Below are 22,339 nucleotides of genomic sequence, written 5' to 3'. Positions count from 1 at the left end.
AGGCTCGGGCGATCGGAAGGACGCGGCGTATGACGACCACCACCGCGAAGGACGGCCTCGGCGAGGAGGAGCTGCGCCGGCGGGCCAGGGCGCTGCTGGCGGCGTGGGAGCCGGGGCGGACGGAGCCGCTGGAGTTCCTGCGGGCGCGGTTCGACGCGGGGCTGGCGTGGGTGCACTTCCCCGAGGGCCTCGGGGGCCTGGGTGCGCCGAGGGCGGCGCAGGCGGCGGTGGACGCGGAGCTGACGGCGGCCGGGGCGCCGGACAACGATCCCCGGCGGATCGGCATCGGGCTCGGCATGGCGGCGCCGACCATCCTGCGGTACGGCACCGAGGAGCAGAAGTCCCGCTTTCTGCGACCGCTGTGGACCGGCGAGGAGGTGTGGTGCCAGCTCTTCAGCGAACCGGGCGCGGGCTCGGACCTGGCCGGGCTGCGCACGCGGGCGGTCCGCGACGGCGACGAGTGGGTCGTGGACGGCCAGAAGGTCTGGACGTCGAGCGCCCACACCGCGCGCTGGGCGATCCTCATCGCCCGTACCGACCCGGATGTGCCCAAGCACCGAGGGATCACGTACTTCGTGTGCGACATGACCGACCCCGGCGTCGAGGTGCGTCCGCTGCGGCAGATCACCGGTGAGGCCGAGTTCAACGAGGTGTTCCTCAGCGGGGTGCGGATTCCCGACGCGCACCGGCTCGGCGAGGTCGGCGACGGCTGGCGGGTCGCGCAAACCACGCTCATGAACGAGCGGGTGGCGATCGGCGGACAGAGCCTGCCGCGTGAGGGCGGCATGATGGGCCCCGTCGCCGCGACCTGGCGCGACCGGCCCGAGCTGCGGAGGCCGGAGCTGCACGACCGGCTGATGCGGCTGTGGGTGGACGCGGAGGTCGCGCGGCTCACCGCCGAGCGGGTCCGCCAGCAGCTCGTGTCCGGCGCGCCGGGCCCCGAGGGCTCCGGGCTCAAGCTGGCCTTCGCCCGGCTCAACCAGCAGATCAGCGGCCTTGAGGTGGAACTCCTCGGCGAGGACGGTCTGCGCTACGGCGACTGGACGATGGTCAGGCCGCGCAGTGTCGACTTCTACGGCCGCGACGCGGGCTACCGCTATCTGCGGGCCAAGGGGAACTCGATCGAGGGCGGCACCTCCGAGATCCTGCGCAACATCGTCGCCGAGCGGGTCCTCGGCCTGCCCTCCGAGCCCCGCACCGACAAGGACGCCGCCTGGAAGGACCTCCCCCGATGACCGCCGCCTCCGCCCCCTCTCCCGGCCCCGCCGACCTCCTCTACTCCGAGGTCGAGGACGACCTGCGGGCCGCCGTGCGCGACGTCCTCGCCGACCGCTGCCCGCCGACGGCCGTGCTGGCCGCGATCGAGACCGACACACCGTACGACCCGGCGCTGTGGCGGGTGCTCGCCGCCGAACTCGGCCTCGCCGGGCTGCTGGTGCCGGAGAAGCTCGGCGGCCAGGGCGCCTCCGCGCGGGAGGCCGCCGTCGTCCTCGAAGTCCTGGGCGGCGGCGCCGCGCCCACGCCCTTCCTCGGCAGCGCCGTCCTCGCCACCACCGCGCTGCTCGGCTGCGACACCGAGGACGCGGGGACGGCGGCGCTGCTCGGCCGCCTCGCCGCAGGCACGGCCACGGCGGCGCTGGCCGTCCCGCTGTCCGCCGCTCCCGGCGGTGCCTTCCCCACAGCGGTACGCGCCGACGCGGGCGGTCCGCTGACCGGCCGTGTCACCAGCGTCGTGGAAGCCCTCGTCGCGGACGTGCTCGTCGTCCCCGCCGTCGGCCCGGAAGGCCCGGGGCTCTACGAGGTCGCGGCGGCCGACGTCCGTACCGTACGGCCGGTCTCCCTCGACCTCACCCGGCCGCTCGCCGATCTGGAACTCTCCGGCGCCGCCGGGCGTCTCCTGCCCGCCGCAGACCCGGCCGCCGCGCTGGACCGCGCCCTGCTCACCGGCGCCGGGCTGCTCGCCTCGGAACAGCTCGGCATCGCCCAGTGGTGCCTGGACGAGACCGTCCGGTACCTCGGTGAGCGCCACCAGTTCGGGCGCGCGGTGGGGTCCTTCCAGTCGCTCAAGCACCGGCTCGCCGACCTCTGGCTCGAGGTCGTCTCGGCCCGCGCCGCCGCCCGCTCCGCCGCCGACGCCCTGGCCACCGGCGCGCCCGACACCGCCGTCGCCGTGGCCGTCGCGCAGTCGTACGTCGCCGCCACGGCCGTCCACGCCGCGGAAGAGGCCCTTCAACTGCACGGCGGCATCGGCATGACGTGGGAACATCCGCTCCACCTCTACCTCAAGCGCGCCAAGGCGGACGAGATCGCCCTCGGCACGCCGGGGTACCACCGCGCGGCGCTGGCCTCTTTGGTGGGGCTCCCGTCCCGCCCGTGAGGACGCGGGCCCGTGGGCGCGTTGGGGGTGCCCCCAGCGCGCCTGAAGACCTGGCCCCGGCCGCCGCCCCGCGCGGCTACAGCCTCGTGGCGTAGAAGGCGACGGCCGACGCGGCGGCGACGTTGAGGGAGTCGACGCCGGGGGCCATCGGGATGCTGACCCACTCGTCGGCGGCGCGCAGGGCGTCCACGGAGAGGCCGTCGCCCTCGGTGCCGAGCATGAGGGCGAGTTTGGGGTAGCGGCGGGCGGCCAGCTCGTTGATGGTGATCGACTTGTCGGCGAGGCAGAGCGCCGCGGTGACGAAGCCCTGCTGGCGGAAGCGTTCGATGTCCTTGGGCCAGGAACTCAGGCGGGTCCAGGGGACTTGGAGGACGGCGCCCATGGAGACCTTGACGGCGCGCCGGTAGAGGGGGTCGGCGCAGCGCGGGGAGAGGAAGACGGCGTCCACGCCAAGGGCGGCGGCGCTGCGGAAGGCGGCGCCGAGGTTGGCGTGGTCGACGATGTCCTCGAAGATCGCGACGCGGCGTCCGGCGCCCTGGGCGGGGGCGGCGGCGAGCAGGTCCTCGGCCGTCGGCAGCGGCTTGCGCTGCATGGAGGCGAGGGCGCCCCGGTGCACGTGGTAGCCGGTGACCTGCTCCGCGAGGTCGGGGCTGACGGCGTAGACGGGAGCGGGCACCTCGTCGATGACATCGCGCATGACGTCCACCCACTTGGCGGACAGCAGCATCGAGCGCATGCGGTAACCGGCGTGCCGGGCCCGCCTGATGACCTTCTCGCCCTCGGCGATGAAGAGACCTTCGGCGGGTTCGCGGCGGCGGCGCAGGTCCACGTCGGTCAGCGACGTGTAGTCGTGCAGGCGCGGGTCGTCGGGGTCGTCGATCGTGATGAGCTCAGCCACAGCCTGATACTGCCCTGTCCTCCGGCACCTGCCAACGGCGCATCCACAAGCCGTTCACCGGCCGGTACGGCCCTGCGCGACGCCGCCGCCCACGGTGACCACGTCGCCGATCACGATCACGGCGGGGGGACGTACGCCTTCCGCTTCCACGACGTCCGCGACGGTCGCCAGCGTGGCGTCCACCCGGCGCTGCGCGGCCGTCGTGCCCTCCTGCACCACGGCCACGGGTGTGTCGGCGGACCGGCCGCCCGCCACGAGCGTCGCCGCAATCGGGCCGATCCGCTCGACCGCCATCAGCAGCACGAGGGTGCCGCGCAGCCGGGCCAGCGCCGTCCAGTCGACCAGCGAGCGCGCGTCGTCGGGCGCGACATGGCCGCTGACCACCGTGAACTCGTGGGCCACACCCCGGTGCGTGACCGGGATACCGGCCGCGCCCGGCACGCTGATGGAGCTGGAGATGCCGGGTACGACGGTGACCGGGACACCGGCGGCGGCCAGCGCCTCGGCCTCCTCCATACCGCGCCCGAAGACGTACGGGTCGCCGCCCTTGAGCCGGACCACGGCCTTGCCCGCCCTGGCGTGCTCGATCAGCGCGCTGTTGATGGCCTCCTGGGCCATCGCCCGGCCGTACGGGATCTTCGCCGCGTCGATCACCTCGACGTGCGGCGGCAGTTCGTCCAGCAGGTCGCGCGGGCCGAGCCGGTCGGCGATCACCACGTCCGCCTCCGCCAGGAGGCGGCGTCCGCGCACCGTGATCAGGTCGGGGTCGCCGGGGCCGCCGCCGACCAGCGCCACGCCCGCCGTCCGCGTCCGGTGGTGCGGCGCCACCAGCGTGCCGTCCCGCAGCCCCTCGACGACCGCGTCCCGTACCGCCGCCGACCGCCGGGGGTCCCTGCCGGTCAGCACCGCCACCGTCACGCCCTCCGAACGGCCCGTCGCGGGCGTCCACGCCGTGGCCGCCTCCGCGTCGTCGCTGCGCACGCACCACACCCGGCGGGCCTCCGCCTCTGCGGACGCCGCCGCGTTCGCCGCCGCGTCGGTGCTCGCCACCAGGGCGTACCAGGCGCCCTCCAGGTCCCCGGCCTCGTACGGCCGCCGCTCCCAGCGCAGCTCGCCCGCGTCGGCCATCGCCTCCACCGACGGCGTCGCCGTCGGCGACACCACCACGATGTCCGCCCCCGCCGACACCAGCGCCGGAAGCCGCCGCTGCGCCACCTGGCCACCGCCGACCACCACGACGCGCCGTCCGGCGAGGCGCAGCCCTACGGGGTACGCCGGGGCGTCCTTGCGATCCATGCGGTCCGGCTCCTTCTCAACGGTTTCCACTGCGTGCGGCGATCCTACGTTTCGGCCCCGGCCCCGGTCGGCCCCACCGTGCCCGGCCGCGCGCTTCCCCGCGCCCCTCCGGGACGCGTCCTCTTCCGCAGAGGGTGAGCCGTCCTTTTGGGGGGCGCGGGGAACCGCGCGGCCGACCACGACGCACCGCCACTGTGCACGCCACAACGGGCGGCACCTCCTGGGGGCGCGGGGAACCGCGCGCTCGGCCAGGACGCACCGCCACTGTGCACGCCACAGCAGGCGGCACCCCCTGGGGCCACGACCGCGCCGCCGGGGTGCATGCCGCCGTCAGCGGCGCCCCCTGCGGGGAGGAGGAACAGGGCCCGGGGAGGGCCTGAGCTTCAAGCGGGGGCACCCCGTGCGGGGGCTACCCCTTCTCGGTGACGCCCGCCGCGTCGAAGGTGGCGACTTCGTGCATGACGCGCGCCGCGCTCTGGACGAGGGGCAGCGCGAGCAAGGCCCCGGTGCCTTCGCCGAGGCGGAGGTCGAGGTCGACGAGGGGCCGCAGCCCCAGCGTGGTGAGCGCGGCGACATGCCCGGGCTCGGCGCTGCGGTGCCCGGCGATGCAGGCGGCGAGCACCTCGGGGGCGATGGCGCGAGCGACCAGGGCGGCGGCACCGGCGCTGACGCCGTCGAGGATGACAGGGGTACGGAGGGCCGCGGCGCCGAGCAGGAGCCCGACCATGGCGGCGTGTTCGAGACCGCCGATGGCGGTGAGGACGCCGATGGGGTCGCCGGGGTCGGGCCGGTGCAGGTCGAGGGCGCGCCGGACGACCTCGACCTTGCGGGCGTGCATCTCGTCGTTGATGCCGGTGCCGCGCCCGGTGACCTCGGCGGGGTCGACGCCGGTGTAGACGGCGATGAGGGCGGCGGACGTCGTGGTGTTCGCGATGCCCATCTCGCCGGTGAGCAGCGCCTTGTTGCCCGCGGCGACGAGGTCGCGGGCGGTCTCGATGCCGACCTCGATGGCGCGCAGCGCCTCTTCGCGGGTCATGGCGGGCCCCGCGGTGAAGTCGGCGGTGCCCGCGCGGACCTTGCGCGGCAACAGCCCCGGGGTGCTGGGCAGTTCGGAGGCGACGCCGACGTCCACGACGCAGACCTCGGCGCCGACCTGGTTGGCGAAGGCGTTGCAGACGGCGCCGCCACCGAGGAAGTTGGCCACCATCTGCGCGGTGACCTCCTGCGGCCACGCGGTGACGCCCTGGGCGTGCACCCCGTGGTCACCGGCGAAGATCGCCACGGCCGCGGGCTCGGGGATCGGCGGCGGGCACTGCCGCGAAAGCCCGCTGAGCTGCGCGGAGATGATCTCCAGCATGCCCAGCGCGCCCGCCGGTTTCGTCATCCGCTTCTGCCGCTCCCACGCCTCGCCGAGCGCCTTGGCGTCCAGCGGGCGGATGCCGCGCAGCGTCTCTTCCAGGAGGTCGTGCGGCTCCTCGCCGGGCAGCGCGCGGTTGCCGTACTCCTCGTCGTGCACGACCCACGACAGCGGGCGGCGCTGCGACCACCCGGCCTGCATCAGCTCGGGCTCGTCGGGGAATTCGTCGACGTACCCGACGCACAGGTAGGCGACGACCTCCAGGTGCTCGGGCAGGCCGAGCTCGGTGACCATCTGGCGCTCGTCGAAGAAGGAGACCCAGCCGACACCGAGTCCTTCCGCGCGGGCGGCGAGCCACAGGTTCTCCACGGCGAGCGCGGAGGAGTACGGCGCCATCTGCGGCTGCGTGTGGCGGCCGAGGGTGTGCCGGCCGCCGCGGGTGGGGTCGGCGGTCACCACGATGTTGACCGGGGTGTCGAGGATCGCCTCGATCTTCAGCTCGCGGAACTGCCGCGCCCGGCCCTTGGGGAGCGACTTGGCGTACGCCTCCCGCTGCTGCATGGCCAGTTCGTGCATCTTCTCGCGGGTCTTCGCCGACCTGATGACGACGAAGTCCCACGGCTGCGAGTGCCCGACGCTGGGCGCGGTGTGCGCCGCCTCCAGGACGCGCAGCAACACGTCGTGCGGGATCGGGTCGGAGCGGAAGCCGTTGCGGATGTCTCGCCGTTCGCGGATCACCCGGTGCACGGCGTCCCGGACGGCGGGCTCGTACGCCTCCGCCGCGGGCCCCTGCTGCGGGACGACCGCGACCGGCAGCGGCTGGGCCTCTTCGGCCTCGGCGACAGCGTCGGCGACCGGCTCGGGTGCGACGGGCTCCGCGACGACGGCCTCGGGGGCGGCCTCGGGTACGGCCTCCACGGGCGCGGCCTCGGCTTCGGGAGTCGCCTCGGGCGCGGTCTCGGCCGACTGCGCCGGGGCAGCGGCCTGTTCCGGTACGTCCGCCGGTTCCGGCACGGCGACCGGCTCGGCCGCGGCGGGCGCGGGCGTCCCCTCGGCGGGCGTCCCCTCGGCGGGCGTCTGCTGGACGTCCTCCACGGGTACGGCTTCCACGGGCGCGGCCTCGGCCGGTGCCGCTTCCACCGGTACGGCCTCGGGCAGCGGCGCCGGAGCCTGTACGGCCGCCGACGGCTGCTCCTCGGGCGCGACGTGCGGCGCCTCCTGCTCGGCCGGGGCCGCGGGCGCGGCCTGCTCGGGAGCGGGCGCGTACTCGGCTGCGGGGGGCTGAGCGGGCGGCACGGGCCGGACCGGCTCGACGGCCACGGGCTGCGCCACGGCCTCAGGCTGCGCGGCGGGTTCGGGCTGCGCGGCGGGTTCGGGGACGGCCACCGGTGCCGGGGCCTGGGCCGGGACGGCGGCGACCGGGGCGGCGGCGGCCGGAGCCGCGGTCTCCTCCGGCGCGTCGTCGGGCGCGAGGAACGCGCGCAACGGGTCGGCGGGCCGCGGCGGGACGACGCTGTCGGCGTGCGGGATCAGCGACGGCTGGGAGGCGGCGGGGGCGGCGGGCCAGCCGCCGACCTGCTCGGCGCCCGCCGTGCCGGAGGCGGGAGTCCGGTCCGCGGCCTCGCCGGTCTGCTGGGCCGGGATGCCGGAGGTGTCGTCCTGCGGCACGTCGAGGTATTCGGGGCCGGAGGTCGGCGGGCCCGAGGCCCGTACCGGGGTCTGCGCCGGTGCCTGGGCGTGCGCGGGACCGCGGTCGGCCAGGGAGCGTACGGAGACGCCCCCGCCGATGCTGTCGGGCATCGGCGGGCCCATGTGCAGCGGGCGGCGCGGCGCGGCGGTCTGGGCGGTCTGGGCGCCGGCCGGCTGCGGCACACCGGCAGACGGCATCGGGACCGCGCCCGTGTCGCCGGGGCCGGCGAACTCGGCGGCCGGGGCCGCGTGCTCGGTACCGGTGTCGAAGCCGTAGCCGGGCGCCGGATTCCCCGCGGCGGGCGTCGCGGCCTCGGACACGGGCGGCACGGCCGGGGGCAGCGCCTCGCCGCCCTGCTGAGCGGCCTGCTGGACGTCCTGGGGCAGGCCCTGCGGGAGCGGCTGCGGCGCGAGCACCGCCGCGTAGTCGATGGAGCCGGAGTCCCGGCCGCCCGCCTCGTGCGCGTCGGCGTGGGCCGGTACGGGCTGCGGCGGCACCGGCTGCGGGTCGCTCCAGGACCCCTGCGGGCCCGGCATGAGCAGCACGTCGTCCTCGTCGTCGATGCCCGCGCCGGGAGCGGCGGGCTGGTCGAGGTAGGTGTACGCGGGTGCGCCCTGTTCGTCGGGAAGCGGTTCCGCGCCCCAGCCGGGGACGGACGGCTGCGGTACGGCAGTGCCGGGAAGCTCGGAGTGCGGCTGGCGAACCGCTTCCCCGACTGCGTTCTCCGGCAGCCCCTCGCCGGGGATCCGACCGGTGTCCGTCATGCGTGCCCCTCGCCCATCGGTTTCGCTCCTTCCAGCGCTGCACCGCGCGCGGCCCGACCCCCTCACGCAAGAGAACGAGCGTGCGGAGCAGCGGGCACGTGAGCGCCGGACGCCGCGGTTCTCGACGACCCGTCAACGCACGACGACGGCACAACGATCCGCCAGCCTACCCCGCTCGGCGCGGCGGCCCGTCCGGTGGTCCGCACCTCGGGACGCCCCGCGTACGATGCCCCGGCACACGTCCGCGACCGGCGCAAACGGCTTCTGTGCAGGCGTTTTTGATCATGCACAGATCAGCGGCGCGTGCCGCAGAGGGCAAAGGTCACCGAGCGTTCCCGCTCGGCCCACTCGGAATCCAGTTCGACGGATTGCAGGAGAGCGCGTTCCACCTCGTAACCGCCTTCCTCCAGTGCCCTGCTGACCGCTTCGGCCTCGTCGCGGGTGGTCGCGCCGGTCACGATCCGCTCCGGGCGGCGGGCCGCGCAGGCGGCGGTCACCTCGGCGTCGACGCACCCGATCCGTACCGCGTCGGGCTCCGGGAGGTCGTCCAGCACCTGGGGCGCCGGGCCGTGTACGACCTGGAGTTGGACCCCGGCCCTGCGGCCGGTGGCGGTGACCCAGTCGCACGCGTCGGCGTCCCGGTCGACGGCGATGACGGCGGCGCCGAAGCGCGCGGCCTCGACGGCGACGGCGCCGTCCGCGGAGCCGATGTCCCACACGAGGTCGCCGGTGCGCGGGCCGAGCCGGGCGAGTTGGAAGGCGCGCAGATGCGCCGAGGTGTCGCCGCCGTATTCGGACGAGGGCAGCGCCCAGCCGCGGACCGGGCCGGGAAATCCGGGGTCGCGCCCGGCGATCCAGCCGCCGCGCTCCGCCGACGGTACGCCGAGACCGGCCGCTCCCGAACCGGCGGAGGTGGTGCCGCCGACGACCAGGACGACGTTCGGATCGCGCCAGATGTGGTCGGCGACGTTGTCGGAGGTGAGAACTGTCACCTGTTCCTGCTCGGTGCCGAGCGCTTCGCAGATGACGAAGGTGCGGTGGACTCCGGTGAGCAGCAGGGAGAGTTCGACCGGGCCCGCGCCGGGCGCGGTGAGCACGGCGACCTTCGGGTAGGCGCGGCAGACGTTGACCGCGCGGCGCAGGGAGCGGCCGTGCGCGACGACCACGCGGGCGTCGTCCCAGGGCATTCCGGCGCGGGCGAAGGCGGTGGCGACGGCGGAGACGCCGGGGATGACCTCGATCTCCAGGCCGTGTTCCGGCGCCCGCAGCGCGCGGACGACGCCGAAGAAGCCGGGGTCGCCGTCGGCGAGTACGACGGCGCTGCCGCGGTGCTTGGCGATCCTGCGGGCGGCGATCTCGATGCTGCCCAGCACGATCCGCTCGGCGTGCTCGGGGACGTGCGACAGCGCGAGATGGTGTTTGGTGCCCGCGACCAGGGTGGCGGCGTTCAGTGCGGCGCGGGCCGCGTCGGACGGAGGTGAGCCGTCCCATCCGATCACGGTGACCCGGTCGGCCATCGTCGTCTGCCTCCATGGCTGTGCGGATCGCTGCGGACCAGGTCACGGCACGGCGGCGTGGCGCGCCCCGGTCCCGGGGGGAGAACACTATCCGGGCCCGGGTGCCCGGGGACGAGGCGAGGGGGCAGGTATCCGCCACGGCGTCCTCGGAGCCGGTGGACGGGAGGGCTCAGCGCCAGTCGGCGTACGCGCTGAAGTCGGCGTGGGCGTCGTATCCGCCGTCGCCGGAAGCCTGGCCCGGACCGTCGTCCAGGTCCTCGGGCAGCACGCTCCACACCAGCAGGTCGGTGCGGATCTCGGCCCAGCGGCCGTCCTCGGTCTGGCTGCGGACGATGCCCGCGTTGCGCAGTACGCCCTCGCTGACGCAGCCGATCTTCTGCGCGACCTGTTGGGAGGCGGTGTTGTCGGCCGCGGTGCGCAGCTCCAGCCGTTCGAAGCGCTGGTCGGTGAAGAGCCAGTGGCAGACGGCCTGCACCGATTCGCTGGCGTATCCCTCGCCGCGCGCCCAGGCGGCGGTGAGGTAGCCCACCTCGCTGCCGCGGATCCGCCAGTCGGTGTTGTGCAGGTGGACGGTGCCGACCAGCCGCTGGGTGAGGAATTCGGTGACGGCCAGGACGATGCCGCGGCCGGACTCGCGCTCGGCCGGCGCGGTCCTGGTGACGAACGCGCGGGCGTCGTCCTGCGAATACGGCTGCGGTACGCCGGTCCACGCGATGATCAGCTCGTCGTTCATCATCTCCGCCAGGGCGGGGATGTCGGCCTCCTCGTACGCGCGCAGCACCAGCCGCTCCGTACTGATGGAGATGTCCGGAAAGGTGGGCGTCATTCGCTGCTCCGTAACCAGGGCATGTGTGGATTGCACAGCATGCAGCATCCCGCACGGCATGGGCCGGGCAGGGTCGCCGGGGCGGGAGTGGGGTGCGCGGCGGCGAACGCCCTTCCAGAGTAGGGCGAATGCCGGTCAGGGCGGGTATCCGTGAACGTCATCCGATCCTGCTACCGTCAGCCCGCGTGACAGTGCACCACGCAGCAGGAGTCGGCTACCAACGGGCAGCGGAGGTCTACGAGAGCTCCCGGCCCTCCTATCCGCTCGCCGCGCTCGCCGCGCTGGCGGACGCGTTGCCCCTGGAAGCGGGCCGTACCGTGGTCGATCTCGGCGCGGGCACCGGCAAGTTCACCCGTCTGCTGGCACTGACCGGGGCCGAGGTGCTCGCGGTGGAGCCGGTGAAGGAGATGCGGGAGCGGCTCGCCGAGCTGCTGCCCGCGGTCGCGGTGAACGCGGGGACGGCGGAGACGACGGGGCTGCCCGACGGCTGCGCGGACGCCGTGGTGGCGGCGCAGTCCTGGCACTGGTTCGAGGAGCCGGCCGCGCTGACCGAGGTGGAGCGGCTGCTGCGGCCGGGCGGCGCGCTGGCGCTGGTGTGGAACACCTTCGACACCTCGGAGCCGTGGATGCGCGACTTCCAGGACATCTACTTCCGGCTGGCGCCGCGCGATCTGCCCCGCCCGCCGCTGTCCTCCGGCCTCGGCGACGCGGGCTGGCGCAAGCCGTTCGAGTCGCGGCCCGGCTGGGGGGCGATCGAGGAGCGGCACTGGCCCAATCCGCACTCCACGACGGTCGCGGACATCGTCGACCGGATGATGTCGTCCAGCCATATCGCCGTCCTCGACGCGACCGCGCAGGGGCGGGTGCGCGCGGAGTTGGAGGCGGTGCTGGGGGCGCACCACGCGACGCGCAGCAGCGGCGCAATCGAGATGCCGTACGTGACGGACGTGTACTGGGTGCGGCACGGCTGAGGCCCCGCGCCCTCGGGGGGAGCGGGGCCCGTGCGCGGCGGTCAGGCCGCCGGGGCGCCGAAGGCCGGTATCACCGAGCCCTTGAAGGTCGTCTCGATGTACTGCTTCACCTCGGGCGAGTTGAGCAGTTCCGCGAGCTTCTTCACGCGCGGGTCGTTCTCGTTGCCCTTCTTGACGGCCAGGAAGTTGGCGTACGGGTTCCCGTCCGCCTTCTCCAGCGCCAGCGCGTCCTTGGCCGGGCTGAGATCGGCTTGGATCGCGTAGTTGCCGTTGATCACGCCCGCGTCCACGTCGTCCAGGGAGCGCGGGAGCTGGGCGGCCTCCAGCTCCTTGAACTTCAGGTGCTTCGGGTTGGCCGTGACGTCGGCGGGGGTCGCGGTCTGGTCGGTGCCCGCCTTGAGGGTGATCAGGCCGTTGTCGGCGAGCAGCTTGAGCGCGCGTGCCTCGTTGGTCGTGTCGTTCGGTACGGCGACGCTCGCGCCGTCCTTGAGCGCGCCGATCGACGTGATCTTGTGGGAGTACAGGCCCAGCGGCTCCAGCTCGACGTTGACGACGGGCACGATGTGGGTGCCGTTCTTCTTGTTGAAGTCGTCCAGGTAGGGCTTGTGCTGGAAGAAGTTCGCGCCGACCTCGCCCTGCTCGGTGGCGGTGTTGGGCAGCACGTAGTCGGAGAACTCCTTGACCTGGAGGTCGAGTCCGGCCTTCTTCGCCAGGTGGTCCTTGACGTAGTCGAGGATCTGCGCGTGCGGGGTGGGGCTCGCCGCGACCACGAGCGGGCCGCTGGTGTCCTTGGCGCTCGCCTTGGAGTCGGAGTCGGAGCCGCAGGCGGTGAGGCCGAGCGAGAGCGCGGCGGCGGCGAGGACGGCGGCGGTGATGGTGGTGTTGTTTCGCACGAAAAGTGCCTCTTTCTGGTTTATCCGGGTCGTGCTGGGTGGTGCGGCGCCGCGACGCTGCGGTGCCAGGGGGACAGAAGCGGGTCGGGACGGGAGAGTCGGGCGGTCAGGAGGCTGTCGCCGGGCGCAGCAGGCGCAGCCGGGGGGCCGCGCCGGACCGGCCGCGGCGAGCGACGGTGCGGGCGGCGAAGTCCCCGACGAGCTGGACGAGGGTGACCACGACGACGAGCACGGCGACGATCACCCACATGAAGCCGGTCTCGAAGCGCTGGTAGCCGTAGCGCAGCGCGAGGTCGCCGAGCCCGCCGCCGCCGACCACCCCGGCCATCGCGGAGTAGCCGATCAGCGCGATGACGGTGGTGGTGGCGCTGGCGATCAGTGAGGCGAGGGACTCCGGCAGCAGCACCTTGCGGACCACCGTCCACGTACTGCCGCCCATCGCCTGGACGGCCTCTACCAGGCCGTGGTCCACCTCGCGGACCGCCGTCTCGACCAGCCGGGCGAAGAACGGGATCGCGCCGACGGCCAGCGGGACGACGGCCGCCTCCCAGCCGATGGTGGTGCCGACGATCGCCCGGGTGAAGGACATCAGGGCGATCATCAGGATCACGAACGGCAGCGACCTGCCGATGTTCACGACGACGCCGAGGACGCGGTTGACGGGCAGACAGCGCAGCAGGCCGCCCCGGTCGGTGAGGACCAGCAGGACACCGATCGGCAGCCCCGCGGCCACCGATATGACCGTGGCCCAGGCGACCATGCGCAGCGTCTCGCCACCCGCCTGCGTGAGCAGCGGGTGCATCTCGGACCAGGTCACTTCGCCGTCTCCCCGACCGTGTTCCGGGCCTTCTCCCCCGCCGTGTTCCCCGCCGTGTCTCCTGCCGCGACCGGCTCGGCCTTGGCGGCGACGACGGCGACGTCCAGGCCCTGCTCGCGCAGGTAGCCGATCGGCACCACGTTGTCCTCGAAGCGGCCCGGCAGCTCGATCCGCATCCGGCCGATCTGCCGTCCGTCGTAGGTCTCCATGGCCGCGCCGAGGATGGAGATGTCCACGTTGTACGTGCGCGCCAGCCGGGAGATCACCGGCCGGGTCGCGCTGTCGCCGTGGAAGGTGAGGTCGACCACCGTACGGTCGGGGCCCGACGCGTCGCCGTCCACGGGGAACAGCTCGTCGGCCAGCTCGGAACCGGGGGTGGCCAGCAGTTCGGCCACGGTGCCTGACTCCACTACGCGTCCGCCTTTCATGAGTGCCGCCGAGTCGCAGACCTGCTTGACGACGTCCATCTCGTGGGTGATCAACAGGACGGTCAGGCCGAGCTGCCGGTTGAGGTCGCGCAGCAGCCGCAGCACGGACCGGGTGGTCTCCGGGTCGAGTGCCGAGGTGGCCTCGTCGGAGAGCAGCACCTTGGGGTCGCCCGCCAGGGCGCGGGCGATGCCGACGCGCTGCTTCTGGCCGCCGGACAGCTGCGCGGGGTAGGCGCGGGCCTTGTCGGACAGGCCGACCAGGTCGAGGAGTTCACCGGCCTTGCGGGCCCGCTGGCGGCCGGAGATCCCCAGGATCTCCAGCGGGAGTTCGACGTTGTCCTGCACGGTGCGCGAGGAGAGCAGATTGAAGTGCTGGAAGACCATGCCGATCCCGGCGCGGGCGGCGCGCAGGGCGGCGGGGGCGCGGTCGGAGCGTCCGGCCAGCGCGGTCAGGTCGCGGCCCGCCACCTCGACGGTGCCGGAGGTGGGGCGCTCCAGCAGGTTCACGCAGCGGATCAGGGTGCTCTTGCCCGCGCCGCTGCGGCCGACGACGCCGTAGACCTCGCCTTCGCGTACCCGCAGGTCCACCCCGTCCAGGGCGGTGACCTCACGGTCGCGCGAGCGGTAGACCTTTCTCAGGTCGGTGGTGGTGATCACAGGAGCGTCCATCGGGGTCGAGCGCGCGGCGGACGTACCACCGCGCACGGGGGCGTTCTTCTCGGGACGCGGCACGCGGCGGCACGCCGGAAAGGGCGGCGGGCCTCAAAGGATTTCGGCGGCGCTCTGGGCGCTGCGCCGGTGCGTGACGCGGGGCACTCGCTTCGGGGCGCGAGGCGTGGAGGTGGGCCCTCGGTCAGTCACACATTCGACACGCACAACGAACACCGGGCGTGATCGCCTCGGTCGCGCGGCTGCGGCTGTTCGTCGTGGTCATGCGTTCCAGTAAACCAGACGGGTGGCCGCGTTCCGAAATCCGGTCCGATTGTTCATTATGCGGACACACTCACGGGGCCGCCCCGGCGGGCGGCAGGGCGGGCGGGGACGGGAGATCCGGGCGGGCAGGGGTGGGAGATCCGGGCGTCACGCCCCGTAATAGAGTCGCCGCATGCTCGACGCGGTCCTCATCACGGTCTCGGTCACGGCGCTGCTGCTCGCGGCGTGGTGCGGTTTCGCCGCGTACCGTGACCAGCCGACCAACGACTGGCACTTCATCGCGATGGCCGTGGTCACCGCGGCCGCGCTGGTGCAGCTCGTGATCGCGATCGTGCAGCTCGCCCGCGGCGACCGGCCGCAGCACGGGATGGCGGTCTTCCTCCCGTATCTGCTGGGCGCGGCCGTGACGATCCCGGCGGCGGCCTTCATGTCCCTTGCCGAGCGGACGCGTTGGGGCTCGTCGATCGTGGCGGCCGGCGGCGTGGTGCTGGCCGTGCTCGAACTGCGGCTCAACGAGATCTGGGGAGCCGGCCATGGCTGACGGCACACGCGCGACACGCGCACGGGCACGGACGAAGACGCTGACGAAGGGCACGGACGGCATGAAGGACACGGGGGACGGCACCGCGGCCGAGGCGGCCCAGGACGCGCCGGGGACGCGGATCGGCCAGGGCCCCGGCCGGCTGCTGCTCTCGCTCTACGCGGTCTTCACCGTCGCGGCGCTGTCCCGGTCGATCGTGCAGATCGCGACCAAGTACCACGAGGCACCGCTGGCGTACGTCCTGTCGGGCGTCGCGGGCGTGGTCTACGCGGTGATCACCGTCGCGCTGTGGAAGGGCGGCGAGGCGGCCCGCAAGGTGGCGCTGGTGTGCTGCTCGGCCGAGCTGGCCGGTGTGATCGCGGTGGGCACCCTGACGGTCGTGGACTCCTCGGCCTTCCCCGACGCGACCGTCTGGTCGGACTTCGGGATCGGCTACCTCTTCCTGCCGCTGGCCCTCCCCGTGGCCGGTCTGCTGTGGCTGCGCCGTGCCGCCCGCGAGGCGGGGCGGCCACAGGAACAGCAGACCGGGTCCGGGGCCTGATCCGTACGCGAGGCGCCGTGGAACGCGGCTCAGGCGGTGGCCGCGTAGCCCGCCGTGGCGGCGGCCTTCTCCATGGTCACCAGGCTCAGCCGACGGCTGACCGGCTCCGCGGCGCCCACCTGCTCGTAACCGAGCTTGCGGTACATCCGCAGATTGACCTGGCTGCGGTGGCCGGTGAAGAGCCGGTAGCGCTTGGCCTCCTCCTCGGCCGCCAGTCGCTCCTCGACGGCGTTGAGCAGCCGCCCGCCGAGGCCGTGTCGTTGAAGTCGCGGGTGGACGATCAGTTTCCCGATCCGCGCGGTGCCGTCGTCGTCGACGATTCCGCGTACCGAGCCGACGACCTCGTCGCCCAGGCGCGCCACCAGGACGCACCCCCCGGCGAGTTCGGCACGCAGCTCGTCCAGGGTCTGGGTGAGAGGTTCGATGCTGTAGTCGCCGTACAGCTCCGCCTCGCTCTGGTAGCAGAGGTACTGGAGTTTGAGGATCTTCTCGGCGTCCGAGTGCTCCGCCGTAGAGATGGTCACGCTCATGCCCATGCGCGCAGGCCTCCCCTTCGAATCCGTCCGGGCAGTTTGAGGGTGAGGTATGCGCCCGGAACGAGTGCCTGAACGGAGTTGGTGCGGATATGCGCCGCCTCCGTGGCGCCGATGATCGCACAAACCCTTCGGTGGGGTACCGCCTGCGCCCCACCCAGTTCAGTCTCGTACGGGCGCGCCAAGGGTGCCCACTGCCGCCGACTGTTTACCGTGCATTACCCCGTCTCACCGGGGATCCAACCCTCGAATTCAGGATCGTCCGAAGACAGCCGAGGCAGCGTGACCTCAGCGGTCCGATGCTGCCCTGTGAGATTCCCAACTCGCGGGAGATTTCCCGGTAAGTGGGGTCGGAACGGGACATCAGGGCCGTGACGACCTGCGGGCAGCGGCCGGGCAGCCGCCGTACCGCGGCCTGGACCGTACGGTGTTGCTCCGCCGCCAGCACCAACTCCTCGACCCCGCGCACCTGCGCGGGCGGGCCCGCGGCGTCCGGGTCCCCGTACGGGCGTTCGCTGCGGATGCGGCGGGCGTGGGCGCGGGCCTCGGCGCGGACCGCGCGGCGCACCCAGCGGTCCGGCTCGGGCGGCGGGCCGCCCAGTTCCAGCAGCCGCAGCCAGACGGCCTGTTCGAGGTCGGCGGCCTCGACACCGCCGCCGGCCAGCGCCTCGGCCGCGGCCTCGGCGGCCAGCAGCGGCCCGAGCGGCGCGTAGGGGTCCGCGGGAGCGTCCGCGGGACGGCGGGCGGGGTCGTCGGCGTGCGGGGCCGCGGGCAGGTCGGGGTGGTCCATGGGGATCTGCATATCCGCTGGCACGAGACGGCCGCGCCGGGCGGTTGCCCGGCGCGGCCGTTTTCACCACATGGAGTGGCGGTGGCGGTTCAGGACGTCCGGGTTCAGGACGTCCGGGTTCAGGACGTCCAGAAGTCCTCGCGGGCCAGTACGGCGGTGTCGGCGTTGTCGGTGAACAGGCCGTCGATGCCGGTCGCGAACCACGTCTTGAAGGCGGCCAGCGGGTCGCCGTACGCGTTGGGGTCCGTGCCGACCTGGAAGTCGGCGGGCAGGAACTGGTTCTCGTTGCGCGCGGTGAAGGGGTGCAGCACCAGACCGGCCTTGTGCGCGTCCTTGACGACGGCGGTGGGCCGGAGCAGCCTGCCCGAGGCGTCGCGCGGGATGATCACGTCGGTGGTCGGGCCGATGCCCTGGGCGAATCCGGCGATCCAGCGCAGCCCGGCCGGGGTGACGAGGTCGGCCACGGTCCGCTTGTCGCCGGAGACGACGAAGTCCCAGGGCCGCGAGGTGAGGCCGTTGAGCAGGAAGATCTTGGGCGCGGCGCCGCCGAGCGCGCCGAGCCGCTGGAGGCTCTGCGCCTCGAAGGACTGGAGGAACTGCGGGGCGTCGGCGCGGTGCCTGCCGTACTGCTTGAGCAGCTTGATCAGCCGCTCCTCCAGCGGCAGGCCGATGCCGCGGAAGTACGTGGGGTGCTTGGTCTCGGTGTGCAGCCAGACCGGCTTGCCGCGCTTGCGGCCCTCGCGGTCGGCCCAGGCCAGCACCTCCTCGAAGGTGGGGATCGCCCAGCGGCCGTTGTAGACGGTGTTGCGCTGGCGGACGGCGGGGAGCCGTTCGACGGCGCGCAGCCGCTTGAGTTCGGCGAGGGTGAAGTCCTCGGTGAACCAGCCGGTGGTGGGGGTGCCGTCGATGGTCTTGGTGGTTTTGCGGCCGGCGAACTCCGGGTGGTCGGCGACGTCGGTGGTGCCGCCGATCTCCGGCTCGTGGCGGCAGACGAGGTGGCCGTCCCTGGTGGGTACGACGTCCTGCTCGACGACGTCCGCGCCGATCTCCAGCGCGTACTCGTAGGAGCCGAAGGTGTGCTCGGGCCGGTATCCGGCGCTGCCGCGGTGCCCGACGATGGTCGGGACCGGCAGCTTGGGCGCGCCGCCGTGGCCGGGGGCGCCGTGCCGGGGCCGGGCGGTGGACTGTTCCCGGGCCTGCGCCGTACCGGCCGTGCCGAGTACCGCGCCGCCCGCGCCGAGTGCCGCCGCGGACAGGACAGCGCGCCTGCCGAGGCCGGTCTTGTGCTGGTCATCCGTCATGCGCGCATCGTGCCGTGAAAGTCTGTCGCCCCGTCGACATCAGCCGTAACACACACCTAACGCGTGTCAACACTGCGTAGCGGACGTGTGAACCCGGCGTGCGGCGGGGCCCCGCGCGGAAGTATCGTCCTTGTGTACGGTGCGGCGTCCCGCGGTCCCGCCGGTCCTGCGGTCAGGCTGCCGTCGTACCGCGACATCGCAGCACCGCCGCCGTCCGTCCCGCCCAGGCGTGTCCGAACCGGAGGATCCGTTGTCCCGCATGTCCCGCAGCTTGCTCAAGGCGATTCTCGGAGTGCTCATGCGCGTCCTGTACCGCCCCGTGGTCGAGGGCGTGGACGGCATCCCCGGTGACGGTCCGGTGATCCTGGCCGGGAATCACGTCACCTTCGTCGACTCGATGTTCCTGTCGCTGGTGGTGGACCGGCAGGTGTACTTCATCGGCAAGGACGAGTACGTGACGGGCAAGGGCGTCAAGGGCCGGCTGATGGCCTGGTTCTTCACCACCTGCGGCATGATCCCGGTGGACCGGGACGGCGGCCACGGCGGTGTCGCGGCGCTGATGACCGGCCGCCGCGTGCTGGACGAGGGCAAGATCTTCGGCATCTACCCCGAGGGCACCCGTTCCCCCGATGGCCGTCTGTACCGCGGCCGGACCGGAATCGCCCGGTTGGCCCTGATGACCGGCGCCCCGGTGGTGCCCTTCGCGATGGTCGGCACCGACAAGGTGCAGCCCGGCGGCAAGGGGATGCCCCGGATCGCCCCGGTCACCATCCGCTTCGGCTCCCCGCTGACCTTCTCCCGCTACGAGGGCATGGACCGCGACCGCTATGTGCTGCGCGCCCTGACCGACGAGGTCATGAGCGAGGTCATGCGGCTCGGCGGCCAGGAGTACGTGGACATCTACGCGACGAAGGCCAAGGCCGCCTGATACGGCGGGGGCCGCGCCCGGCGCCCGCTGTGACATGGCGGGTTCACGGGGGCCGGTTTCGCGGCTGGCGGTGGCCGGTTCGGCGGCTCGCCGCGGACGGCTGATAGCGGGCGTCGACGACTGGACGGGCTGCCTGATGCTGATGCAGCCCGGCCAGGTCGACGCGGCCTCGACCGACGACACCATCCGGATCGGACTGGCCGCGCAGACCCCAACACCAAACTGACCGGCCCGCGTTTCACCGATGAGCCGCCCAGTACCGCGATTAGACGGCGTCGCCGTCCGCCCCGTCCCAGGCGTGCGCCCAGGTGTGCTGCACCGTCAGATCCGCCTTGATCTCGGCGAGTTGTACGGCGACGGCGGAAGGCGCCGTGCCGCCGCGTCCGTTGCGGGAGGCCAACGCGCCGGGGACGTCGAGGACATGGCGTACCTCGGGCGTCAGATGCGCGGAGATCTTCGCGAACTGCTCGTCGGTGAGCTGGTCGAGTTCGATGCCCTCGGCCTCGCAGACCTTGACGCACTCCCCCGCGACCTCGTGCGCGACCCGGAAGGGCACGCCCTGCTTGACCAGCCACTCGGCGATGTCGGTGGCGAGCGAGAAACCGGCCGGTGCCAGGGTCTCCATCCGCTCCCGGTGGACGGTGAGCGTGGCCATCATGCCGGTGAACGCCGGGAGCAGCACCTCCAGTTGGTCGCAGGAGTCGAACAGCGGCTCCTTGTCCTCCTGGAGGTCGCGGTTGTACGCGAGCGGCAGCGCCTTGAGCGTGGCCATCAGTCCGGTGAGGTTGCCGATGAGCCGTCCGGACTTGCCGCGCGCCAGCTCCGCGATGTCGGGGTTCTTCTTCTGCGGCATGATCGACGAGCCGGTGGAGAAGGCGTCGTGCAGGGTCACGAAGGAGAATTCCTTCGTGTTCCACAGGATGACCTCTTCGGCGATCCGGGAGAGGTTGACACCGATCATCGCGGTGACGAAGGCGAATTCGGCGGCGAAGTCGCGGGACGCCGTGCCGTCGATGGAGTTGCCCACCGAGCCGCGCTGGAAGCCGAGTTCCTTGGCGACGGCCTCCGGGTCCAGGCCGAGCGAGGACCCGGCGAGCGCGCCGGACCCGTACGGGGAGACGGCCGTGCGGTCGTCCCACTGCCGCAGCCGCTCCGCGTCCCGTGACAGCGCCTGTACGTGGGCGAGCACGTGGTGCGCGAAGAGCACGGGCTGGGCGTGCTGGAGGTGGGTGCGGCCGGGCATCGCGGTGTCCGGGTGCGCCTCGGCGAGGCCGACCAGCGCGCTCTGGAGGTCGGCGATGAGCCCGCCGATGGTCCGCGCGTGGTCGCGCAGGTACATCCGGAAGAGCGTGGCGACCTGGTCGTTGCGCGAGCGTCCGGCCCGCAGCTTGCCGCCGAGGTCGGCGCCGACCCGCTCCAGCAGGCCGCGTTCCAGCGCGGTGTGCACGTCCTCGTCGGCGATGGTGCCGGCGAAGTCGCCGGAGGCCACGTCCGCTTCGAGCGCGTCGAGTCCGGCGATCATCCGGTCCAGCTCGTCGGCGGTCAGCAGCCCCGCCTTGTGCAGCACCCGGGCGTGCGCGCGGGAGCCCGCGATGTCGTACGGCGCGAGCCGGAAGTCGAAGTGCACGGAGGCGGAGAGCTTGGCCAGCGCCTCGGCGGGGCCGTCGGCGAACCGGCCGCCCCACAGCCGCAGGTTGTCGTCGCCGCCGCCGGAGCCGCCGGTGTTCGTGTCCGTCACTTCGTCAGGTCCCGCTTCGCGGCGATCTTGCTGGACATGCCGAAGATCTCGATGAAGCCCTTGGACAGCGACTGGTCGAAGGTGTCGCCGGTGTCGTACGTCGCCAGGTTGAAGTCGTACAGCGACTCGCCGGACTTCCGGCCGGTGACGACGGCCCGGCCGCCGTGCATGGTCATCCGGATGTCGCCGGAGACGTGCTCGTTGGCCTCGGCGATGAAGCCGTCGAGCGCCCGCTTGAGCGGGGAGAACCACAGGCCGTCGTAGACCAGTTCGCCCCAGCGCTGCTCGACCTGCCGCTTGTACCGGGCCAGTTCGCGCTCGACGGTGACGTTCTCCAGCTCCTGGTGCGCGGTGATCAGCGCGATGGCGCCCGGCGCCTCGTAGATCTCACGGGACTTGATGCCGACCAGCCGGTCCTCGACGATGTCGATCCGGCCGATGCCCTGGGCCCCGGCCCGCACATTGAGCTGCTGGATGGCTTCGAGCACGCTGACCGGCTTGCCGTCAATGGCCACCGGGACGCCCTGCTTGAAGGTGATGACCACCTCGTCGGCCTCGCGCGGCTCGGCCGGATTCTGCGTGTACTCGTACACGTCCTCGATCGGCGCGTTCCAGATGTCCTCCAGGAAGCCGGTCTCGACGGCCCGCCCGAAGACGTTCTGGTCGATGGAGTACGGCGACTTCTTGGTGGTCGCGATCGGGAGGTTCTTCTCCTCGCAGAAGGCGATGGCCTTGTCGCGGGTCATCGCGTAGTCGCGGACCGGCGCGATGCACCTCAGGTCGGGCGCCAGCGAGGAGATGCCCGCCTCGAACCGCACCTGGTCGTTGCCCTTGCCGGTGCAGCCGTGCGCGACGGTGGTGGCGCCGTGCTTGTTGGCTGCGGCCACCAGGTGCTTCACGATGGCCGGCCGCGACAGCGCGGACACCAGCGGATACCGGTCCATGTAGAGGGCGTTGGCCTTGATCGCCGGGAGGCAGTACTCGTCGGCGAACTCGTCCTTGGCGTCCGCGACCTCGGCCTCGACCGCCCCGCAGGCGAGCGCCCGCTTGCGGATGACGTCCAGGTCCTCGCCGCCCTGGCCGACGTCCACCGCGACCGCGATGACTTCGGCGCCGGTCTCCTCGGCGATCCAGCCGATGGCGACGGACGTGTCCAGACCGCCGGAGTAGGCGAGTACGACGCGCTCGGTCACGGGGCTC

20 protein-coding genes are annotated in these 22,339 nt (G+C 73.1%); 7 read left to right on the top strand and 13 right to left on the bottom strand.

What is annotated here, in order from left to right; all coding sequences use genetic code 11:
• Window positions 1-29 precede the first annotated feature (29 nt).
• Complete coding sequence (locus ACFZAM_RS16285) at window positions 30-1,235, top strand: acyl-CoA dehydrogenase family protein (RefSeq protein ID WP_391046543.1); 1,206 nt, start codon at window positions 30-32, stop codon at window positions 1,233-1,235.
• Entirely contained in the window at window positions 1,232-2,377 is a 1,146-nt protein-coding gene (locus ACFZAM_RS16280; RefSeq protein ID WP_391046541.1) for an acyl-CoA dehydrogenase family protein, read from the top strand. Before ACFZAM_RS16285 ends, ACFZAM_RS16280 begins: the two co-directional genes overlap by 4 nt.
• A 76-nt stretch (window positions 2,378-2,453) precedes the next feature.
• On the opposite strand, the gene ACFZAM_RS16275 is transcribed toward ACFZAM_RS16280, so the two are convergent.
• The 5 genes from ACFZAM_RS16275 to ACFZAM_RS16255 form a co-directional block, all read right to left on the bottom strand.
• Window positions 2,454-3,275, bottom strand: a complete 822-nt coding sequence (locus ACFZAM_RS16275) for an RNA methyltransferase (RefSeq protein WP_355332605.1) — start codon at window positions 3,273-3,275, stop codon at window positions 2,454-2,456.
• Between the two features lie 54 nt (window positions 3,276-3,329).
• Window positions 3,330-4,571: a uroporphyrinogen-III C-methyltransferase gene (gene cobA, locus ACFZAM_RS16270; RefSeq protein WP_391046537.1), complete on the bottom strand. Its 1,242-nt coding sequence runs from the start codon at window positions 4,569-4,571 to the stop codon at window positions 3,330-3,332.
• Between the two features lie 409 nt (window positions 4,572-4,980).
• Window positions 4,981-8,382, bottom strand: a complete 3,402-nt coding sequence (gene cobT / locus ACFZAM_RS16265) for a nicotinate-nucleotide--dimethylbenzimidazole phosphoribosyltransferase (protein ID WP_391046535.1) — start codon at window positions 8,380-8,382, stop codon at window positions 4,981-4,983.
• Between the two features lie 293 nt (window positions 8,383-8,675).
• A complete protein-coding gene (cbiE, locus tag ACFZAM_RS16260) occupies window positions 8,676-9,899 on the bottom strand; it encodes a precorrin-6y C5,15-methyltransferase (decarboxylating) subunit CbiE (RefSeq protein WP_391046532.1) in 1,224 nt (407 codons plus the stop codon).
• 169 nt (window positions 9,900-10,068) lie between these two features.
• Window positions 10,069-10,725 carry a GNAT family N-acetyltransferase gene (locus ACFZAM_RS16255; RefSeq protein ID WP_355332616.1) on the bottom strand — a complete coding sequence of 219 codons (657 nt, stop codon included), beginning with the start codon at window positions 10,723-10,725 and terminating at the stop codon, window positions 10,069-10,071.
• A gap of 185 nt (window positions 10,726-10,910) precedes the next feature.
• Between ACFZAM_RS16255 and ACFZAM_RS16250 the strand changes: the two genes are divergently transcribed.
• Window positions 10,911-11,696, top strand: a complete 786-nt coding sequence (locus tag ACFZAM_RS16250; RefSeq protein WP_355332619.1) for a class I SAM-dependent methyltransferase — start codon at window positions 10,911-10,913, stop codon at window positions 11,694-11,696.
• Between the two features lie 41 nt (window positions 11,697-11,737).
• Here the strand turns inward: ACFZAM_RS16250 and ACFZAM_RS16245 are convergent, their stop codons facing one another.
• From ACFZAM_RS16245 to ACFZAM_RS16235, 3 genes are all read right to left on the bottom strand, one after another.
• The gene (locus ACFZAM_RS16245) at window positions 11,738-12,589 is read right to left on the bottom strand and encodes a MetQ/NlpA family ABC transporter substrate-binding protein (RefSeq protein ID WP_391046528.1); all 852 of its coding nucleotides are present in this window, start codon (window positions 12,587-12,589) and stop codon (window positions 11,738-11,740) included.
• A 106-nt stretch (window positions 12,590-12,695) separates the two neighbouring features.
• Window positions 12,696-13,406, bottom strand: a complete 711-nt coding sequence (locus tag ACFZAM_RS16240) for a methionine ABC transporter permease (RefSeq protein ID WP_355332624.1) — start codon at window positions 13,404-13,406, stop codon at window positions 12,696-12,698.
• Window positions 13,403-14,491: an ATP-binding cassette domain-containing protein gene (locus ACFZAM_RS16235; protein WP_391046524.1), complete on the bottom strand. Its 1,089-nt coding sequence runs from the start codon at window positions 14,489-14,491 to the stop codon at window positions 13,403-13,405. The genes ACFZAM_RS16240 and ACFZAM_RS16235 overlap by 4 nt, the downstream gene beginning before the upstream one ends.
• A gap of 448 nt (window positions 14,492-14,939) precedes the next feature.
• Between ACFZAM_RS16235 and ACFZAM_RS16230 the strand changes: the two genes are divergently transcribed.
• Together ACFZAM_RS16230 and ACFZAM_RS16225 are read left to right on the top strand one after the other, a co-directional pair.
• Window positions 14,940-15,308 carry a hypothetical protein gene (locus tag ACFZAM_RS16230; protein ID WP_391046521.1) on the top strand — a complete coding sequence of 123 codons (369 nt, stop codon included), beginning with the start codon at window positions 14,940-14,942 and terminating at the stop codon, window positions 15,306-15,308.
• On the top strand, window positions 15,301-15,849 hold the full coding sequence (locus tag ACFZAM_RS16225; RefSeq protein WP_391046519.1) for a hypothetical protein: 549 nt from the start codon (window positions 15,301-15,303) through the stop codon (window positions 15,847-15,849). Before ACFZAM_RS16230 ends, ACFZAM_RS16225 begins: the two co-directional genes overlap by 8 nt.
• Window positions 15,850-15,878: 29 nt before the next feature.
• Here the strand turns inward: ACFZAM_RS16225 and ACFZAM_RS16220 are convergent, their stop codons facing one another.
• From ACFZAM_RS16220 to ACFZAM_RS16210, 3 genes are all read right to left on the bottom strand, one after another.
• Window positions 15,879-16,385, bottom strand: a complete 507-nt coding sequence (locus ACFZAM_RS16220) for a GNAT family N-acetyltransferase (RefSeq protein WP_391046515.1) — start codon at window positions 16,383-16,385, stop codon at window positions 15,879-15,881.
• A 205-nt stretch (window positions 16,386-16,590) separates the two neighbouring features.
• A complete protein-coding gene (locus ACFZAM_RS16215) occupies window positions 16,591-17,172 on the bottom strand; it encodes a sigma-70 family RNA polymerase sigma factor (RefSeq protein WP_391046513.1) in 582 nt (193 codons plus the stop codon).
• Window positions 17,173-17,291: 119 nt separating this feature from the next.
• Window positions 17,292-18,473, bottom strand: a complete 1,182-nt coding sequence (locus tag ACFZAM_RS16210; RefSeq protein ID WP_355332636.1) for a glycerophosphodiester phosphodiesterase — start codon at window positions 18,471-18,473, stop codon at window positions 17,292-17,294.
• A 259-nt stretch (window positions 18,474-18,732) separates the two neighbouring features.
• Between ACFZAM_RS16210 and ACFZAM_RS16205 the strand changes: the two genes are divergently transcribed.
• Both ACFZAM_RS16205 and ACFZAM_RS16200 read left to right on the top strand, forming a co-directional pair.
• Window positions 18,733-19,401 carry a lysophospholipid acyltransferase family protein gene (locus ACFZAM_RS16205; RefSeq protein WP_355332639.1) on the top strand — a complete coding sequence of 223 codons (669 nt, stop codon included), beginning with the start codon at window positions 18,733-18,735 and terminating at the stop codon, window positions 19,399-19,401.
• A 34-nt stretch (window positions 19,402-19,435) separates the two neighbouring features.
• Window positions 19,436-19,627 carry a hypothetical protein gene (locus ACFZAM_RS16200; RefSeq protein ID WP_391046510.1) on the top strand — a complete coding sequence of 64 codons (192 nt, stop codon included), beginning with the start codon at window positions 19,436-19,438 and terminating at the stop codon, window positions 19,625-19,627.
• 39 nt (window positions 19,628-19,666) lie between these two features.
• On the opposite strand, the gene argH is transcribed toward ACFZAM_RS16200, so the two are convergent.
• Both argH and ACFZAM_RS16190 read right to left on the bottom strand, forming a co-directional pair.
• Window positions 19,667-21,139 carry an argininosuccinate lyase gene (gene argH / locus ACFZAM_RS16195; RefSeq protein WP_391046509.1) on the bottom strand — a complete coding sequence of 491 codons (1,473 nt, stop codon included), beginning with the start codon at window positions 21,137-21,139 and terminating at the stop codon, window positions 19,667-19,669.
• The gene (locus ACFZAM_RS16190; RefSeq protein WP_355332643.1) at window positions 21,136-22,332 is read right to left on the bottom strand and encodes an argininosuccinate synthase; all 1,197 of its coding nucleotides are present in this window, start codon (window positions 22,330-22,332) and stop codon (window positions 21,136-21,138) included. Before ACFZAM_RS16190 ends, argH begins: the two co-directional genes overlap by 4 nt.
• Between the last annotated feature and the right edge of the window lie 7 nt (window positions 22,333-22,339).

Origin of the sequence: Streptomyces sp. NPDC008079 (genome assembly GCF_042957385.1) — a bacterium.
Taxonomy (GTDB): Bacteria; Actinomycetota; Actinomycetes; order Streptomycetales; family Streptomycetaceae; genus Actinacidiphila.
Note: the sequence above shows the minus strand (reverse complement) of the source record. Positions and strands in the feature narration are given on the sequence as shown.

Excerpts from the sequence above, each read along its gene's own strand:
- ACFZAM_RS16285 (WP_391046543.1), top strand. The coding sequence starts at position 30 with ATGACGACCACCACCGCGAAGGACGGCCTCGGCGAGGAGGAGCTGCGC.
- ACFZAM_RS16280 (WP_391046541.1), top strand. The coding sequence starts at position 1,232 with ATGACCGCCGCCTCCGCCCCCTCTCCCGGCCCCGCCGACCTCCTCTAC.
- cobA (WP_391046537.1), bottom strand. The coding sequence starts at position 4,571 with ATGGATCGCAAGGACGCCCCGGCGTACCCCGTAGGGCTGCGCCTCGCC.
- cobT (WP_391046535.1), bottom strand. The coding sequence starts at position 8,382 with ATGACGGACACCGGTCGGATCCCCGGCGAGGGGCTGCCGGAGAACGCA.
- cbiE (WP_391046532.1), bottom strand. The coding sequence starts at position 9,899 with ATGGCCGACCGGGTCACCGTGATCGGATGGGACGGCTCACCTCCGTCC.
- ACFZAM_RS16255 (WP_355332616.1), bottom strand. The coding sequence starts at position 10,725 with ATGACGCCCACCTTTCCGGACATCTCCATCAGTACGGAGCGGCTGGTG.
- ACFZAM_RS16230 (WP_391046521.1), top strand. The coding sequence starts at position 14,940 with ATGCTCGACGCGGTCCTCATCACGGTCTCGGTCACGGCGCTGCTGCTC.
- ACFZAM_RS16225 (WP_391046519.1), top strand. The coding sequence starts at position 15,301 with ATGGCTGACGGCACACGCGCGACACGCGCACGGGCACGGACGAAGACG.
- ACFZAM_RS16220 (WP_391046515.1), bottom strand. The coding sequence starts at position 16,385 with ATGGGCATGAGCGTGACCATCTCTACGGCGGAGCACTCGGACGCCGAG.
- ACFZAM_RS16215 (WP_391046513.1), bottom strand. The coding sequence starts at position 17,172 with ATGGACCACCCCGACCTGCCCGCGGCCCCGCACGCCGACGACCCCGCC.
- ACFZAM_RS16210 (WP_355332636.1), bottom strand. The coding sequence starts at position 18,473 with ATGACGGATGACCAGCACAAGACCGGCCTCGGCAGGCGCGCTGTCCTG.
- ACFZAM_RS16205 (WP_355332639.1), top strand. The coding sequence starts at position 18,733 with ATGTCCCGCAGCTTGCTCAAGGCGATTCTCGGAGTGCTCATGCGCGTC.
- ACFZAM_RS16200 (WP_391046510.1), top strand. The coding sequence starts at position 19,436 with ATGGCGGGTTCACGGGGGCCGGTTTCGCGGCTGGCGGTGGCCGGTTCG.